Origin of the sequence: Parasphingomonas frigoris (assembly GCF_036663815.1) — a bacterium.
Classification (GTDB): Bacteria; Pseudomonadota; Alphaproteobacteria; order Sphingomonadales; family Sphingomonadaceae; genus Sphingomonas.
In genome coordinates, this window is record NZ_JAXOJQ010000001.1 from 302,886 (window position 1) to 319,688 (window position 16,803).

At 66.6% G+C, this 16,803-nt stretch carries 15 protein-coding genes and 1 tRNA gene; 5 read left to right on the plus strand and 11 right to left on the minus strand.

The genetic code is table 11. The annotated features are described in order from the left end of the window. Position 1 precedes the first annotated feature (1 nt). Positions 2-1,228: a rhamnogalacturonan acetylesterase gene (locus U1872_RS01375; RefSeq protein WP_443025296.1), complete on the minus strand. Its 1,227-nt coding sequence runs from the start codon at positions 1,226-1,228 to the stop codon at positions 2-4. Then, entirely contained in the window at positions 1,219-2,019 is an 801-nt protein-coding gene (locus tag U1872_RS01380; protein ID WP_332791085.1) for a rhamnogalacturonan acetylesterase, read from the minus strand. Before U1872_RS01380 ends, U1872_RS01375 begins: the two co-directional genes overlap by 10 nt. Positions 2,020-2,214: 195 nt before the next feature. On the opposite strand from U1872_RS01380, the gene U1872_RS01385 reads away from it, so the two are divergent. Both U1872_RS01385 and U1872_RS01390 read left to right on the plus strand, forming a co-directional pair. Continuing rightward, entirely contained in the window at positions 2,215-2,865 is a 651-nt protein-coding gene (locus U1872_RS01385; RefSeq protein WP_332791086.1) for a DUF6250 domain-containing protein, read from the plus strand. 11 nt (positions 2,866-2,876) lie between these two features. Next, positions 2,877-5,597 carry an exo-rhamnogalacturonan lyase family protein gene (locus U1872_RS01390; protein ID WP_332791087.1) on the plus strand — a complete coding sequence of 907 codons (2,721 nt, stop codon included), beginning with the start codon at positions 2,877-2,879 and terminating at the stop codon, positions 5,595-5,597. Between the two features lie 30 nt (positions 5,598-5,627). On the opposite strand, the gene U1872_RS01395 is transcribed toward U1872_RS01390, so the two are convergent. From U1872_RS01395 to U1872_RS01410, 4 genes are all read right to left on the minus strand, one after another. Continuing rightward, entirely contained in the window at positions 5,628-7,274 is a 1,647-nt protein-coding gene (locus U1872_RS01395) for a TPM domain-containing protein (RefSeq protein ID WP_332791088.1), read from the minus strand. A gap of 10 nt (positions 7,275-7,284) precedes the next feature. After that, complete coding sequence (locus U1872_RS01400) at positions 7,285-8,055, minus strand: DUF3667 domain-containing protein (RefSeq protein WP_332791089.1); 771 nt, start codon at positions 8,053-8,055, stop codon at positions 7,285-7,287. Positions 8,056-8,348: 293 nt separating this feature from the next. After that, positions 8,349-8,434, minus strand: a tRNA-Leu gene (locus U1872_RS01405). A 9-nt stretch (positions 8,435-8,443) separates the two neighbouring features. Beyond that, a complete protein-coding gene (locus U1872_RS01410; RefSeq protein ID WP_332791090.1) occupies positions 8,444-8,581 on the minus strand; it encodes a hypothetical protein in 138 nt (45 codons plus the stop codon). 62 nt (positions 8,582-8,643) lie between these two features. On the opposite strand from U1872_RS01410, the gene U1872_RS01415 reads away from it, so the two are divergent. After that, positions 8,644-11,247 carry an ATP-binding protein gene (locus U1872_RS01415; RefSeq protein WP_332791091.1) on the plus strand — a complete coding sequence of 868 codons (2,604 nt, stop codon included), beginning with the start codon at positions 8,644-8,646 and terminating at the stop codon, positions 11,245-11,247. Beyond that, complete coding sequence (locus tag U1872_RS01420) at positions 11,244-11,552, plus strand: hypothetical protein (RefSeq protein ID WP_332791092.1); 309 nt, start codon at positions 11,244-11,246, stop codon at positions 11,550-11,552. Before U1872_RS01415 ends, U1872_RS01420 begins: the two co-directional genes overlap by 4 nt. Before the next feature lie 93 nt (positions 11,553-11,645). Here U1872_RS01420 and U1872_RS01425 read toward each other — a convergent pair whose 3' ends face one another. The 5 genes from U1872_RS01425 to aroA all read right to left on the minus strand — a co-directional run bounded on the left by U1872_RS01425 (position 11,646) and on the right by aroA (position 16,302). Continuing rightward, positions 11,646-11,924 carry an integration host factor subunit beta gene (locus tag U1872_RS01425; RefSeq protein WP_332791093.1) on the minus strand — a complete coding sequence of 93 codons (279 nt, stop codon included), beginning with the start codon at positions 11,922-11,924 and terminating at the stop codon, positions 11,646-11,648. A gap of 166 nt (positions 11,925-12,090) precedes the next feature. Beyond that, positions 12,091-13,824 carry a 30S ribosomal protein S1 gene (rpsA, locus tag U1872_RS01430; protein WP_133188650.1) on the minus strand — a complete coding sequence of 578 codons (1,734 nt, stop codon included), beginning with the start codon at positions 13,822-13,824 and terminating at the stop codon, positions 12,091-12,093. A gap of 239 nt (positions 13,825-14,063) precedes the next feature. Then, positions 14,064-14,711 (minus strand): (d)CMP kinase, encoded by a 648-nt coding sequence (gene cmk / locus U1872_RS01435; protein WP_332791094.1) that lies wholly within the window; start codon positions 14,709-14,711, stop codon positions 14,064-14,066. Then, positions 14,708-14,956 carry a CBU_0592 family membrane protein gene (locus U1872_RS01440; RefSeq protein ID WP_332791095.1) on the minus strand — a complete coding sequence of 83 codons (249 nt, stop codon included), beginning with the start codon at positions 14,954-14,956 and terminating at the stop codon, positions 14,708-14,710. The genes cmk and U1872_RS01440 overlap by 4 nt, the downstream gene beginning before the upstream one ends. Then, complete coding sequence (aroA, locus tag U1872_RS01445) at positions 14,956-16,302, minus strand: 3-phosphoshikimate 1-carboxyvinyltransferase (RefSeq protein ID WP_332791096.1); 1,347 nt, start codon at positions 16,300-16,302, stop codon at positions 14,956-14,958. Before aroA ends, U1872_RS01440 begins: the two co-directional genes overlap by 1 nt. Before the next feature lie 137 nt (positions 16,303-16,439). On the opposite strand from aroA, the gene U1872_RS01450 reads away from it, so the two are divergent. Next, on the plus strand, positions 16,440-16,757 hold the full coding sequence (locus U1872_RS01450; protein ID WP_133191968.1) for an FYDLN acid domain-containing protein: 318 nt from the start codon (positions 16,440-16,442) through the stop codon (positions 16,755-16,757). Positions 16,758-16,803 lie beyond the last annotated feature (46 nt).

Below are 16,803 nucleotides of genomic sequence, written 5' to 3' on the forward strand. Positions count from 1 at the left end.
GTCAGCTTCCGTCGGGTCGAGTGGTGTCGTGGGCGATACTGGGCGCAACGCGGAATGTCGCGGGATCGGGCGGCTGGACCGGATCGAACGCCCGCAAATCGGGCGCGAGATGCGCGGCGAGCGGGAGCCCGGCGTCGGCTATGCCCTTGGCGACGCTGCGTGCGAGTACCCAGGCGCCGTAATTGTCGTGATGCGTCGCGTCCTTTCCGCCGTCGTTGAACGCCAGCGGCGCGCGCTGAGGGCCGAGCGCTTCGTAGAAGGCGATGCTCGCGGTGTTGAGATCGATCACCGCGACCTGCTGCTCGGCACCGACCGCCTTCACCGCCGCGACATAGTCGGCGAGCGTCGACTTGATCTTGGTGCCGCTCCACATCCGGCGATCGGGCGAGGTGACGAGCACCGGCGTGACGCCGCGGCGACGGAACTCGGCGATCCAGGTGCGCAGATAGGCGCGATAGGTCGTCTCGGCCGCGGCATAGGTCTGCGGCCAGTTCGCCTTCTGGTCGTTATGGCCGAACTGGATGAACGCCCAATCGCCGGGCTTCACCGCTTCGAGCACCTTGGCGAAGCGCAGTTCGGCGATGAACGATTTGAGCGTCTCGCCGCTCTCGGCGTGGTTGGCGATCGCGATGTCGGGCTTGAAGAAAGCGGGCAGCATCTGCCCCCAGCTCGCGGCGGGTTCGGCGCCCTGATCGGTGACGGTCGAATCGCCGAGCAGGAAGATGGTCGGCACCTGCACCGGCGCGATCGCGATCGCGGTGACGCCGGGATGATCGCCGAGGATCTCGAGCGTGAGCTTGTCGTCCCAGCTGAACGAGCCCCGCTCGCGCGGCTTGAGGAGCAACGCAGTTCCGCCGGGCGCGTTGAGCGGCGGGGGGACGAGCGCGGCGTTGCGGACGTTGACGATGAAGCTGCGCGTGATGCTGCGCCCGGCAGGCACACGCACTGCATCGAGCATCAGCCGGCGCGACTCCGCCTTGATCGTCGTCTCGGTCGCCTGTTTTGGCAGGCCGAGCGTGACCGTGACTCTGTAGTTCCCCGGCGTGGCAGCGACCGAGAACAACCGCGTCGAACCGGGTTCGTAGCCGAAGCCGTCGGCATAAGCGTGATCGGGGGCGACGGACGTCGCGTCGGGCGCGGCCTTGCCGGCGAGCGTGAAGCTGCGCGTCTGCGCGTGCGCGGGAAGCGCCACGGCGAGGCTCAATGCGAGACCGGCGATCAGGCGCAAGACGGGCCGCCGGCGGGCGTCGTGCGGGTGAGCGCGGGGACGTGCGGCGTGACGTAGCGAGACACGGGCAGCTTGAGTGCGTGCAACTCGACCGCGATCAGGTCGGCGACATGGCGCGCGCCGAGTTCGCTGAAATGCGTGTTGTCGTGCACGCCGGTGGGATAGCCCGGCGCCCCGGCGCTGCCGTCATAATGAAGGTAATAGGCCGCTGCCGCCTGTTCCCCGAGCGCCTGCACCATCGCCTCGGACAGCTTGCCGAGATCGATCAGCGGCGTGCGCGTGTCGCGCGCGACCTGGCGCGCGGCATTGGCATAGAGTGGGTAGGTTTGCTGCTCGATCCCGTCCTTGAAGTCGCGGCGCGCGACGGGGGTGAGGATCACCGCTTTCGCGCCGGCCGTCTTCGCCACGGCGAGGAAGCGGTGGAGGTTGGCGATGTACTGGTCGACCGTCGTGTAGCGTTCGGGCTTGTCGGCGCTCTGATCGTTATGCCCGAACTGGATCATCAGCGTGTCGCCCTTCCGCAGGTCGGCAGCGATCTTGTCGAGGCGGCCTTCGCGGATGAAGCTGTTGGTGCTGCGCCCGCCGATCGCACGGTTCTCGACTGTGACATTGGGCGCGAGCGCACAGCGGAGCATCGTCCCCCAGCCCGATTGCGGATATTTGTCGGGCTTATAGTCCTGCGCGGTGGAATCGCTGGCGATGAAGATACGCAGCGGCGGCGGCGCTTTCGCACCGATCGCTGGCACCGTGGCGATGGCCAGCAGCGCGCTCAGCAGGACTCTTGCCTTCATGGCACCCTCTCACTTTCCTCTTTGTCCCGCATCATGCGATCTCATTCCACAAATCGCAATGACTCTTATAGTGCCGGATCGGGCTCGTATTTCCATAATATGACATAAGCCAATATAGTGCGGGACTGGCTTGGCAAACCAGCGCCCGCTGTCCTATGCTCGCGCGGACGCTACGCAAAGGCGGGGAGAGAGGATATGAGGAGCGCAAAGCTACTCGGCAGCATCGCCGCGCTGACGCTGCTCGGCGCCGCGCCCCAGACTTCGCTCGACAATTGGCGGATCGAGGCCGAATCGCCGGCTGCTCACGTCACCGAACGCGGCGGTGTGATCGACATCGACACGCCAAAGGGCCTCACCCTGTGGTGGACCCGGCCGATCACCGCGCCGACGACGATCCGGTTCGAGGCGATGGCGGTGTCCGCCGGCGGCGCCAACGACCAGGTCAGCGACCTCAACGCCTTCTGGATGGCGACCAACCGCGACGGATCGTCGGTACTGACCACGCCGCGCTCGGGCGCCTTCGCCGGCTATGACGACCTCATCACCTATTATGTCGGGATCGGCGGCAACCGGAACAGCACGACGCGCTTCCGCCGCTATATCGGCGTGCCCGGCAACCGCCCGATCCTGCCCGAGCATGACAAAGCCGCGCCCGCCGCGATGCTCGTCGCCAATCGCTGGACGCGGATCGCGCTGATCGCCGACGGCCGCACGGTCGCGGTCGAGCGCGACGGCAAGCGGCTGTTCACGCTCGACGACACCCGACCCTACACGCGCGGCCATTGGGGCCTGCGCACCACGTGGAGCCACCTGCGCATCCGGCGCGTGTCGGTGACGCACCGTTGATGGAGAAAGACATGCTGAATCGACGCGAGACGCTCAAGGCGGCTTTGCTCGGGAGCGGCGTCGCGCTGCTGCCGGCGCGGTTGGGCGCGGCCCCGGTTGCGGCGTTTCAGGTAGCGCCGGTGCGCTGGATCGACGGCGCGACGCCCGCGCTCCAGCCGGGGCAGACCTTCGGCGTCGCCTGGCCGCGCGGCGCGGTCAAGCGCGGCACGGCGCTGAGCGTGACGGCGCGAGACGGCACGCCGGTCCCGTCGCAGGGCTGGACCACCGCGAGCTGGCCTGACGGCTCGATCAAATGGAGCGCGCATGCGATCCCCGCCGACATCGCGCCCGAAGGGCTGAGCGTCACGCGCGGCCGCCCCGCGATGCCAGCCCGCCCCGTCCGCGTGACCGAGAGCGCCAATGCGGTGATAATCAGCGTCGGCGATCTGCAATGGCGCATCGGCAAGTCCGGCGCGGCATTGGTCCAGCAGGCGAGTGTTGCCGGTCGGGCGGTGCTCGGCCCCGTCACCCTCATCGGCGCAGCGCGGACCGAGCCGCTGCACGGCACCGACCTGCCCTTCGCGGGCCGGATCGAGCGCGTTACCGTCGAGCAGACCGGCCCGGTACGCGCGGTCGTGAAGATCGAAGGCGCGCACATATCGGGCGAGCGCCGCTGGTTGCCGTTCGTCGTGCGGCTCTATGCCTATGCCGGGTCGACCGGGTTGAGGATGGTGCACAGCGTGGTGTTCGATGGCAGCGCGTCGAAGGACTTCGTCTCGGCGCTGGGCGTGCGCGCGAGCGTGCCGGTGAAGGACGCCGCGCTCCACGATCGCCACGTGCGCTTCGCCACCGACGCGCAATTCTTCGCCGAAGGGGTACGCCCGCTTACCGGGTTGCGGCGTGACCCCGGAATGGCGTTCAAGGCGGCGCAGATCGCTGGCCGCGCGGTCCCGCCGCTCGACACGATGGCCAAGGCCGTGCGCGCGACGCTCGAGCGGATCCCCGCCTGGGGCGACTTCCGGCTCGAGCAGCCGACCGCCAATGGCTGGGCGATCACCAAGCGGACCGCGCCCGAGCAGGGCTGGATCGACGCCGACGAAGGGCGTCGTGCACCGGGGCTGGCGTATGTCGGCTCGCCGCAGGGCGGCGCGGCGCTCGGCGTGCGCTATTTTTGGCAGCGGCATCCGACCGCGCTGCACATCGACGGCGCGACCGGCGACGCCGCCGCGCTGACGGCGTGGCTTTGGTCGCCCGAGGCGGCGGCGATGGACATGCGGCCGTATCACGGCACGATGGGGATGGAGCGCTTCGACGCGCAGAACGAAGGCCTGGCGGTCACCTACGAAGATTACGAACCCGGCTGGGACGATGCCGCGGGGATCGCGCGGACCAGCGAGCTGATGCTGTGGGCGTTCCCGGCAACGCCCGACAGCGCACTGCTGCGCGGGCTCGCGACGATGCAGGCCGAGCCGCCGCAGTTGATGGTCGCACCCGCCCACCTCCACGCCGCGCAGGTGTTCGGCGACTGGGGCCTGCCCGACCGGTCGACCCCCAACCGCGCCGCGATCGAGAACCAGCTGAGCAATCTCGTCGATTTCTACGCCGGCGAAGTCGATCGCCGCGCCTGGTACGGTTTCTGGAATCACGGCGACGTGATGCACACTTATGACAGCGACCGGCATCGCTGGCGCTACGACATTGGCGGCTTCGCGTGGGACAATAGCGAGCTCTCGCCCGATTTGTGGCTGTGGTACCAGGTGCTGCGCACCGGCGACGCGAAGACCTGGCGCTTCGCCGAGGCGATGACGCGCCACACCGGCGAGGTCGACGTCTATCATAGCGGCCGCTTCAAAGGGATGGGGACGCGCCACGGCGTGCAGCATTGGAGCGACAGCTCGAAGCAGCCGCGCGTCAGCAATGCGAGCTATCGCCGGCCGTTTTACTACCTCACCGCCGACGAGCGGGTCGGCGACCTCCTCCACGATCTGGTCACCTCGGACCAGACGCTGACCACGGTCGAGATCGGGCGCAAGGTGCCGAACGGGGCGAAGAAGCCCGCGCTGCCGGCGGGGACGATCGAGATGACCTTCGGCACCACCTGGTGCCCGCTCGCCGCCGCGTGGCTGACCGAATGGGAGCGGACCGGCGACGTGCGCTGGCGCGATCGCGTGACGGCGGGGCTCGACAGCATCGGGCGGCTGCCCAAGGGCTGGATGACGGGGAGCGCGCCCTTCGACATGGCGAGCGGACGCTTCCTCGATCAGGGGCGCGGCATCCAGTTCTCGCATCTCAACGCCGTGTTTGGCGCGGTCGAGGTCAGTTCGGAGCTGATCCGCCTGTTTGACGTGCCGCGTTATCGCGCCGCATGGCTCGACTATTGCCGTTGGTACAATGCGCCGCAGGGCGATTATCTTGCCAAGTTCGGCGCCCCGTTCGGCCCGCGCAACCTGCGCGAGGGGCATTCGCGGCTCACCGCTTATGCGGCGTTCGAGGAGAAGGATGCGGCGCTCGCGACGCGCGCCGCGGACGAGTTCTTGTCGGGGGATGCCGGGCTCGGTACCTGGCCAGCCGATCCGCGGCATCGCGTCGACGGAATACTCGAATGGCCGGGGGTTTCGACCAACGCCGCGGCGCAATGGGGGCTCGCGGCGATCCAGAATCTCGCACTGGTGCCCGAAGCACTCGATCGCGCGACGATCACCGCCCCCGACGCGCCGGGGCGGCGGCGGCACGGCGACGCCGGGCGGGATTGAACGTGCAGCGGATACCGCCGCACCGCCGGATCAAAGCGGGTCGTAGCTGAAGGTCCATAGCGCCGACGCCTGCCGGTCCCGGTCGCCGCGCCGCTGCAGCCGACCGACCACCGTGTAGCGCTGGTTCAGCCGGATCGCGCCCGACGGCATCAGCCCGGCGGTTTGCGGGGCGATGTACAGGATCATCGGGTAGCCATCGTCGGTTCGCAGGCTGACCGCTTTGTAGCGCAGCGGGCCGTTGACGATCGCGGGGGTGACCTGGCCGATTCCCTGTGGCGGGTCGAGGCTGGTCACCTTCCCGCTGATCCGCAACAGATTGCCGAGCGGTTGATCCACTGCGTCGTTCCACGGGCGCTTGGTTCGCGCGCGCTCGGCCGCGATCTGGTCGAAATGCTGGCTCAGTTGGCCAAGCGTCTGATATTGGATCGTCCACTTGGTGTTGCGCACGTTGGCCAGCGTCAGATTGAAGACGTTGAACAGAGTGTCGGTCCAGCCCTTGCAGCCATCGGCATCATCGCAATAGCCCCAGCCCTGGTCGATCCAATCGAGCAGCATCTTCTTCGGATTGGAGAATTCGGCTTCCTTGGCGAACCCAGGCCCGAACGCGACGGCCGCTTGATGCTGGCGCGGCGCGACCACGGCGACGGCGCCGTTGCCGACATCGAGCTTGCCGACGCGCAACTGGCGCATCATCGCCCAGGCATAGTCTTCCGCCGATAAGCCATGCAGGTCGTTGACGACGAGGATGGTGAATTCTGCGCCGACATCCTTGGCCAGCGCGTACAGCTGCTGGTCCATCGCGCGTGCGCGGGTCGGGTCGAGCTTGCCGGTCTCGTCGACGATGAAGCGACCATATTTGAACGGTGTCGAACCGGGCGCGGGCAAGGTCTGGCTGATTGCGCTGGCTACCGCTGGTGACGGTGCTGGGGTTGAAACAGGGGTTGGCGCGGCCGGGGATGCGGCCGGCGGCGCAGCCGGGGATGCGGTGCCGGCACCACTGCCGCAATCGCGCCGCCCCTGTTGCTGGCAAGCCTGGTTCCAGCCATCGCGGATCGCGTTTGCGCGGGTATTCTTGTCGGGATGCGTCGGGGTCCCGTGCGCCGTGCCAACCGCCAGGATCATCTCGGTGGCGGCAGTTTCGGGCGCGCCCATCTTGGCCAGGATGAAACCCGAGAATTTGTCGGCCTCGAGCTCGATCTCCGGCCGGCTGCCGCCCGCCACGATCGTGTGGCCCGACAGATGATGCGCGATCTCGTGCGCCAGGATGCTGGTCGGGCCCCACGGATCGCCCCCGACGAGCTTCATCGCGGTCCGCATGAAGTCCGGGTTGAAGGCGATCACGCGGCGCGGGACGCGGTTCTGGTCGAGCATGATCAGCGCCGCGGCGTTCGGCACCGGTCCGGACACGACGACGAAGTTCGCCGGCAGGCCGGTGAAATCCATGATCCGCTTGACCGCGACCTGGCATTCCTGTGGTGCGCCGTCGCTGATCGCCGCAGGATCGGCGGTGACGGGACGTCCGTCGTAGGAACAGGCCTGCAGCGTCGAGGCGATCGCCTCGACCTTTTGTCCGCCGGACAATTGGGTCGTGCTCGCCGACGTCTGCGCGGGCTTGCCGCACCCGGCGAGCATAGCGGGCATTAGCAGGGCGGTAGTCGCAAGAAAACCTTTGCGCATGGCACACTCCTCAGGCTGATCGAGTGACGATCCACAGAATCGCCGCGGCGTAGAGGCGCAGCAGCGACCAGCTGGTGACGCCATAGACAAGGCAGGCCAGCCCGAGGCGCGGCCAATCGTGGCGAAGCCGCAGCTGGAAAAACTGGACGTAGGCGAGGCCGACGATGCCGAATTTGACAGCATAAAGATAATAAGACGACATCCGTTTGTGCAGCAGGATGAAGTCCGGCGTGTGCCAGATGAGCGTCGGCAGCAGGTTGAGGATGACGAACGCCAGGATCAAATTCTGGCAGCAGACCGCCAGCACCGCGTGCTCGGTCGGGTTGTAGCCGAGACGACGGCCGAACCCGATCCAGCTCCCCACGAAAATCGCGACGATGCCGAGCGTGAAGCTCCAATTGCCATAGGCGATCACCCGCGCCGCCATGCGATCGACGTCGCCGTTCCGGCCGGCGAACAGAAAATGCTGAAAGTATTGGCTGGCCGCAAGGACGACGAGCAGGATGGCGACCAGCGCCACCAGCAGTTTCAACGGGTGCATCTGCGACGACCGCTTGCCGCGCACATAATCGCGCGCGACACGTCCGGGCGAGGCGATTAGCCGCCAGAGCGTCGTGACGCTGTCTTTTTCGAACAACCGCAGTCGCTCCCAGCTCTCCTTCGCGATGTCCTTTAGGGTCAGCCGCCGCGCCGCCTTCTGGCCGCAGTGTGCGCAATAGCGGGTCGATCGGGGCCGCTCGCAATTACGGCAGATCTGCGCGTCGAACCAGGCCGTCGACATCGGAACGTCGAGCGTCGATTTCCGATCTGCTGATCCTGCTCCCCGCATTTGCGCTCCCGACCTTCCGGTCATCAACGCTCTTCTCGCGCGCGAGTTGCCAGCTACGCGCAAGGAGCGCGCGGTGGATCGGAGAGCAGGGAGGTGCGGTGTCGAAGGGCCGAACGGACCTGGCCACTTGTTCGCGAGCCTTAGCGGTGTCGCGCCCCGCCGCCGTTTACGGTTCTGTCGGAACGAGCCGGACCACAGGCGCCGCCTGCGCGAAGACGCTCGGGATCGATCACGGTTTGCCCGAGTGGTGCGGACGGCGGGACTCGAACCCGCACACCCTGAGGGCGAGGGATTTTAAGTCCCGTGCGTCTACCAATTTCGCCACGTCCGCCAACCACAATCACGCTGTCATGCGGATCTGGGCCGCGTGATACGGGCTGGCGATCGCGCAGACAAGACCCAGCGCCATGCCGTCGGCGCGTGCGGTTTCGTACTCGCCGACGGCATGGCGCAAGATGGGTAGCAGCGTCCGCGCCAAATATGGCCGATCTGGACTAAAAGCGCTATGGTCCGCGCTCTGCCGGTTCGAGGGGTACCGTCGTGGAAGAAACCGATCGCGATGCGGTCCGTGCGATCGATCCTGCGGCGAAGGCGCCGCGGGCGTCGTCGCTTGACCTGCTGCCGCAAAGCCAGGCTGCGTTTCTGCAGATGGCCGAGCTTACCAGCGATCTGATCGGGCTTTGCGATGCGGACGGGAGGCTGCTGTACCTCAATCCAGCCGGGCGGCAACTGATCGGGGTCGCGGACGCCGATATCTTTCCAATGCGGTTGAGCGATTATGTCGTGCCGGAGCAACGCGCGCTCGTGGCGGCGACGATCATCCCGACCGCCCGCCGCGACGGCATGTGGGCGGGCCCGATGCAAATCGTCAATCGAACCACCAACCGGATCGTCGATGTCGCGCGTTCGACCTTCGTCACCCGCGACGAGAGCGGGTCGGTGGTTGGGTTCGTATCGGTGATGCGCGACGTAACACAGGCGAGCGAAGCGCAGGAGCGCTTGCGGCGGCAGGGCGAGATGTTCGAGGCGCTGATCGCCAACAACCCGTTCGGTGTCTATCTCGTCGATGCCGACTTCACCTTGCGGGTCATCAGCCGTGGTGCGCGGCGGGTGTTCGAAAACATCGCCGACCCGATCGGCCGCAATTTCGAGGACGTGCTGCGAGCGCTCTGGACCGAACCGTTCGTCAGCGAGGCTATCGGCCACTTTCGCGACACCTTGCACAGCGGCAGGCCCTATGAGTCGCGCCCGACGGTCCAGCAGCGCTCCGATATCGAAGCGCGCGAAGCCTATGACTGGCGGATCGAACGCATCACGCTGCCCGACGATCGGCACGGCGTCGTCTGCTATTTCTACGACCTGACCGAACGCGACGAATGGAGCCGGAAACTGGCCCACCGCGAAGCGCAACTGCGGGACCTCGCCGTCGATCTGGAACGTCGTGTCCGGGCGCGAACCGCTTCGCTCAATCAGGCTAACGAGCGCCTGACCGCCGAGATCGAGCGCCGCGAGGCGCTGCAGGCCGCGCAGCTGCAGAGCCAGAAGCTGGAGGCGGTCGGCCAGCTGACCTCGGGGATCGCGCACGATTTCAACAATATCCTCGGTGCCGCGATCGGTGCTTTCATCGTCATCCAGAACCGCAGCGCCGATCCGCGCGTCCAGCAGGTGGCGCAGATGGGCAATCGCGCGATCGAGCGGGGTGCCGCGCTGGTGCGTCAACTGCTCGCGTTCGCGCGGCAGCAGGACGTCGTGCCACAGTCCGTCGACCTCGCCGCGGCGATTCGCGAGATTTCGGATCTGATCGCGCACGGCGTGCGGGGCAATGTCGAACTGACCGTCACCTGCGCGCCGAATGTCTGGCCCGCGCTTGCCGATCCGGCACAGCTGCAATCCGCGCTGCTCAACCTCGCCAGCAATGCCAGCGACGCGATGAATGGAACGGGGCATTTGCGGATCACCGTCACACGCAGTCCCGCGTCTGCGCCGGAGCATCCCGTCGAACTGGCTGGGCGGGACGCTGTGCTGGTCTTGGTGGCGGATGACGGGCCGGGGATGGACAGCCGCACGCTGCAGCGCATCACCGAACCCTTCTTCACGACCAAGGCACGCGGCAAGGGCACCGGTCTCGGGCTGGCGATGGTGCAGCGGTTCGTCCAGCAATCGCTCGGGGCGTTGCGGATCGAAAGCCGGGTCGGGCAGGGAACGACATTCTCGATCTATTTGCCGCGCGCCAACGACGTGGCAGACGGCGCGGCGGGTGGGCCCGCTAGCGCTGAAGACGCGATGGTCGGACCCGGCCGATCGCACGAGACCGTGCTGATCGTCGATGCCGACAGCGATCTCTGCGCGGTGCTCGCCGAGGGTCTGTCCGACGACGGGTTCGAGGTTATCGTCGCGACCGATCCGGCGGGCGCGCGCGATGCACTGCGGACCCGGGCGATCGACGCGGTCGTCGCCGACGTCGATATGGTCGCACCCGATAATCGAGCGGCGGTCCTTTGGCTCCGTGCCGAGCGACCCGATCTGGCGTGCCTGTTCACCTCCGCGAACGGCACTGCGGCGACGCTCGAGAGCGAGGCCGTATTGCCCAAACCCTTCACCCCGGCGCTGCTGCGCACGGCGCTTCGCAGCCTGCTGGTCGCGCGCGATCGGCGCGCGACCGATGCCGAGCGGCTCGATCGTCTGGCACGTCGTCTGCAATCGGAGTGCACCCGGTCGCTGCTCGCACATTGGCGCGCGATTCGGTCGAAGGACGACGTACCGCCGTTCGCCACGTTCGCGATCGACGCCTGCAGTGAACCGCACCGTATCGTGGTGCTGGACGTCGATCTGGGACGCGTGCCGATCGACTTCACGGTCACCGCGGTCGGCGACGCACTGTCCGCCGCGGCACCGGGCGGCGCCACCGGCGCTTCCGAGCTGGCGATCAGCGGCAGTGACGATCTGGCCGCGCAGGAGGCGGCCTATCGCCGCTGCGCGCTGACCGGCAAGCCGTCCTACGAATATGCACGGATCGACTTGGGTGACGGCAGCCCCGAAACGTTCGAGCGGTTGCTGCTGCCCTTTTCCTCGGATGGATCGGCGGTCGATCGCATCGTCGGCGCCGTCGTCTTCGACCAATCCCCACTGGAGTCGCCGTCATGATCGAGAACGATGTCGCGGCGCCCGGGTTCGACGATCCGCGGCTGGCAGAGCGGATGGAAGCGCTACCCCATGCGGTGGTCGATACGCTGCCGTACGGCGCGATCCGGCTGCGCGCCGATGCGACGGTCGCTTATTACAGCGAAGCCGAACGTCGCCTGTCGGGCTCGGGCGAGCGGCGTCGACTGGGCCTTGATTTCTTCAGCAAGATCGCACCGTGCATGGATACGCCGGCCTTCCGCGGCCGCGTCGAGCGCGCGCGCGGCAGGCCACGTAAATCTCGAATTCACCCATGTCGGGGATTTTGAGGACCGCGACCGCATGCTGAGCGTCCGCGTTCAATCTGCCAGCGACGGCGGCTATTGGATATTCCTGCGCCGCGAGGACTAAGTCCCTCGACCTCACACGTTGAGATTTGCGCGCATTTCCTTGCCGGGCTTGAAATAGGGAACACGCTTGGCCTCGACATCGACGAGTTCGCCGGTACGCGGATTGCGGCCGGTGCGGGCATCGCGCGCGCGGGTTGAGAAAGCGCCGAAGCCGCGCAGCTCGACACGGCCACCCTCGGCGAGGCGTTTGGTAATCTCATCGAAAAAGGTCGTGACCAGAGCCTCGATGTCGCGCAGCGACAAGTCGGGATGTTCGGCCGCCAATGTCTGCACAAGTTCTGATCGGATCATCGTACGCTTCCTTAAACCCAACGGAGATCATCCAAAACGCAGGATGATACGTCCACATCGGCTTGATCTACAGCAAGTCTAGCATGGAGATAGGCAGGAAACGACGGAAAAAAGGCGGCGGAGCGATCAACTTAACCTCGATCGCTCCGCCAGTTACCCATAATGGTTATTTCTTGGCGTCGGCGCCCTGCGCCTTGAGCGCTGCACCCAGGATGTCGCCCAGCGACGCGCCCGAGTCGGACGAGCCATACTGTGCAACGGCCTGCTTCTCTTCGGAGATCTGCATGGCCTTGATCGAGAAGGTCGGCTTCTTCGAACGATCGAAGCCGGTGACCATCGCATCGAACTTCTGGCCGGTCTGGAACCGCTCCGGACGCTGCTCGTCGCGATCGCGGCCGAGGTCGGTGCGCTTGATGAAGCCCGTCGCGCCGTCGTCGCCGACCTGCACTTCGAGACCCGCATCGCGGACTTCGAGCACGGTGACCGTGACGATGGCGTTCTTGTTGAGGCCCGATGCCGCTGCCGAGATGCCGCCGGCTGCAACGCCGCCTGCTGCCGGTGCGCCACGCTCGAGCTGCTTCATGCCGAGCGAGATACGCTCCTTCTCGGCGTCGATGTCGAGCACGATGGCCTGAACCATCTCGCCCTTGCGATGCAGGTTGAGCGCGTCCTCGCCCGAAACGCCCCAGGCGATGTCGGACATGTGGACCATGCCGTCGACGTCGTTGTCGAGGCCGATGAACAGACCGAATTCGGTCGCGTTCTTGACTTCGCCTTCAACGGTCGAACCGATCGGATGCGCTTCTGCGAAGGCCTCCCACGGGTTGCTGATCGCCTGCTTGAGGCCGAGCGAGATGCGGCGCTTGTCGGGATCGACCTCGATGACCACGACGTCGACTTCCTGCGAAGTGGAGACGATCTTGCCGGGATGGACGTTCTTCTTGGTCCACGACATTTCCGAAACGTGCACCAGGCCTTCGATGCCCGGCTCGAGCTCGACGAACGCACCATATTCGGTGATGTTCGTGACGCGGCCGGTGAGCTTGGCACCAACCGGGTACTTCGCGGCTGCACCTTCCCACGGATCGCTCTCGAGCTGCTTCATGCCGAGCGAGATACGCTGCGTGTCCTTGTTGATGCGGATGATCTGAACCTTGACGGTATCGCCAATGTTGAGAACTTCCGAAGGATGGCCGACGCGCTTGTAGCTGAGATCGGTGACGTGGAGCAGGCCGTCGATGCCGCCGAGGTCAACGAATGCACCATAATCGGTGATGTTCTTGACGACGCCGTCGATGATCTGGCCCTCGGCGAGCGACAGGATGAGGCCCGAACGCTGCTCGGCGCGGGTCTCTTCGAGGATCGCGCGACGCGACACGACGATGTTGCCGCGCTTGCGGTCCATCTTGAGGATCTGGAAGGGCTGGGGGATGTCCATCAGCGGGGTGACGTCGCGCACCGGGCGGATGTCGACCTGCGAACCCGGCAGGAAGGCCACGGCGCCGTTGAGGTCGACCGTGAAGCCGCCCTTGACGCGGCCGAAGATGACGCCCTCGACGCGTGCCGTCTTGGCGAATTCGGTTTCGAGCGTGTCCCATGCGGCTTCGCGGCGAGCGCGGTCGCGCGACAGCATCGCTTCGCCGTGCACGTTCTCGACGCGGTCGACGAACACTTCGACTTCGTCACCAACCTTGAGATCGGCCTTCTGGCCCGGCATCGCGAATTCGCGAAGCGGAACGCGGCCTTCGGACTTCAGACCGACGTCGATGACGGCCAGGTCGTTCTCGATTGCGGTGACGGTGCCCTTGACGACGCGGCCTTCGAAGCTGTCGGCACCGCCGAGAGTCATTTCGAGGAGGGCGGCGAAATCGTCGCGGGTTGGGTTTGGCTGAGTGGCCATAAAGAGATGGGATCCTAAATCATTGTTCCGGCCAGCCGGTTGTCTCCGGCGGTCTTGGCCTATGTGTCGGAACAGCCGAATGCCGGGCCGACATCCGCCGATTGCTGCGGGCGGAGGGGCAAATCGCGTGAATGCGAAAAGGGCGCGAGAGGACATGCCTGTCGCGCCAGCCTCCGCGAGCACCGCTCGCCGGACGGACGGTCCTTAGCGCAAGCGCGGGAAGGGGGCAAGGTGGGGCGCTAGGATGTGCGCCCGGATTCGACCCTCGATTCGACCCTGGATTCGACGATGTCGATCGCGCGCTGGACCGATGCCTCGATCGACAGGAAGCTCGTATCGAGAAATGCCGAATCGTTGGCGGGAACCAGCGGCGCGTTCGAGCGGGTCGAATCGCGCAGATCGCGCGCGCGGATGTCGGCGAGCACCTTGTCGATGCTGATCATCGATCCGTTCGCGCGCAACTCGGCGTGGCGGCGCTTGGCGCGGATGTTGGGCGTCGCGCGGATAAACAGTTTGGCGTCGGCATCGGGCGCGATCACCGTGCCGATGTCGCGCCCGTCTAGCACCGCGCCGCCCGGCTGATAGGCGAAGCGCTTCTGGCGGTGGAACAAGGCGGCCCGCACCAGCGGATGCGCCGAGACGACCGACGCAAGCGAGCCGATCGCATCGCTGCGCAGCACGGGATTGTCGAGCAGCGAATCGTCGAAATCGCACGCGGCGACCGCATCGGCCTCGATCGCGGGGTCGAGTTCGAGCTTTGCGACATTGGCGGCGACCGCACGATACAGCAGCCCGGTGTCGAGGTGCGGCAGGCCATAATGCCGCGCCAGCGCGCGGGCGATCGTGCCCTTGCCCGACGCGGCGGGTCCGTCGACGGCAATGATCATCGGCGTGTGCCCAACGTGCGTACCAATCCTATGAGGGCGATCGCGGCCCAGGCGAGTTCCAGGGCGAGCGCAGGCAGATTGTAGTTGACCATCAGCGACACCGCCAGCAGCGATGCGCCGAGAAAATTCAATCCGTTCGACAGCAGGTTCGGCGCCGCGTTGCGCAGCGTCTGATAGGCGAAGCCGGCGAGGATCGTCACCGCACCGACGAAGCCGATGATGTCGGCGCTTTGCGAATCGATCATCACGCGCCGCCCTGCAAATGGGCGATCTGATCGAAGAAGGCGGGATAGCTGGTCGCTACCGGCGAGGCATCGTCGAGCGTGATCCCGCCGCCGGCATTCCCCTTGCGGCAATGCAGCGCGGCGACCGCCAAGCTCATCGCGATACGGTGATCGAGCAGCGTCGCGATCGTCGCACCACCGGGCAGCGGGTCACCGCCGGTGCCGTCGATGATCATGCCGTCCTCGACCTCCTCGACGCGCGCGCCGATCGCGCCGAGCGCGGCAGCCATCGCGGCGATGCGATCCGATTCCTTGACGCGCAGCTCGTCGGCGCCGCGTGCGACCGTTCGCCCGCTGGCGAAGGCCGCGGCGACGAACAGCACGGGATATTCGTCGATCATGCTCGGCGCGAGGTCGGGCGGGATATCGATGCCGGTGAGCGCGGCGTGGCGGACGCGCAAATCGGCGACCGGCTCGCCGCCGACTTCACGCGGGTCGAGCTCCTCGATGCTCGCGCCCATCAGGCGGAGCGCAGTGAACAGCCCGGCGCGCGTTGGGTTGAGGCCGACATTCTCGACCACCACGTCCGATCCCGGCACGATCGTCGCAGCGACGACGAGGAAGGCGGCCGACGAGGGGTCGCCCGGCACCACGATCTGTTGTGGCTTGAGTTCGGCCTCGCCGGTGATTTCGATGATGCGGCCCTGCGGCGAGGGTTCGACCGTCACGGTCGCGCCGAACCCGCGCAGCATCCGCTCGCTATGGTCGCGCGTCGCGATCGGCTCGATCACGCGGGTGATGCCCGGCGTGTTGAGCCCGGCGAGCAGCACGGCCGACTTCACCTGCGCCGAGGCGACGGGGAGCGTGTAGGTGATCGGGATGGCGGGGCACAGGCCGCGCAGCATCAGCGGGAGGCGCCCGCCCGGGCTCGCGGTCACGTCGGCGCCCATTTGCGACAGCGGCGTGATGACGCGCCCCATCGGCCGCTTCGACAGCGAGGCGTCGCCGATGAAGGTCGCGGTGATCGGGTGGCTCGCGACCAAGCCCATCAGCAGCCGCGTCGAGGTGCCCGAATTGCCCATGTCGAGCGCCGTTGCCGGCTGCAGCAGCCCGCCGACGCCGACGCCGTCGACGCTCCACACGGCATCGTTGCCGCGCGTGATCGTCGCGCCCATCGCGCGCATCGCGGCCGCGGTTGCGAGCACGTCCTCGCCTTCGAGCAGCCCTTCGATCCGGCTGGTGCCGACCGCCAGCGCGGAGAGCATCAGCGAGCGGTGGCTGATCGACTTGTCGCCCGGCACGCGGACGCGGCCGGTAAGCGGGCCGGACGGTTGGATTTCGCGGCGGTCAGGGGTAGGGTGTGTCATCGGGCGTGCGCTTTGACAGTGCGCTTGCGCTATGGCAAGGCGCGCACCACTTTGCGGCCCAACGGGTTGCGAGACCCCAATTCCTATCAGCCCATGGCCGCGAGGCCTGCCGGCTCAACAAAAAGGTCTATCGGCATATGATCCAGCCGGAATGGGGCACGAAGCGTACGTGCCCGAAATGCGCCACCCGTTTCTATGACCTCGGCAAGGACGATCCCGTCACCTGCATCAATTGCGGTGCGCATTGGGAGCCCGAGCCGATCCTGAAGTCGAAGCAGCCGCTGCCGTTCGAGCAGGCCAAGCCCGAGCTGGTCAAGAAGGATGACGATCTCGCCGGCGACGATGAGGATATCGACACCGGTGAGGACGAGGAGCCCTCGCCCGACGACGAGGTCGATCTCGGTGGCGACGACGATCTCGGCGTGGAAGCGCCGCAGAGCGAAGACGAGCATTGATCCACAGCTAATTGAAGTTTTTATGGCAAGCGGCTCTCAGATCGCT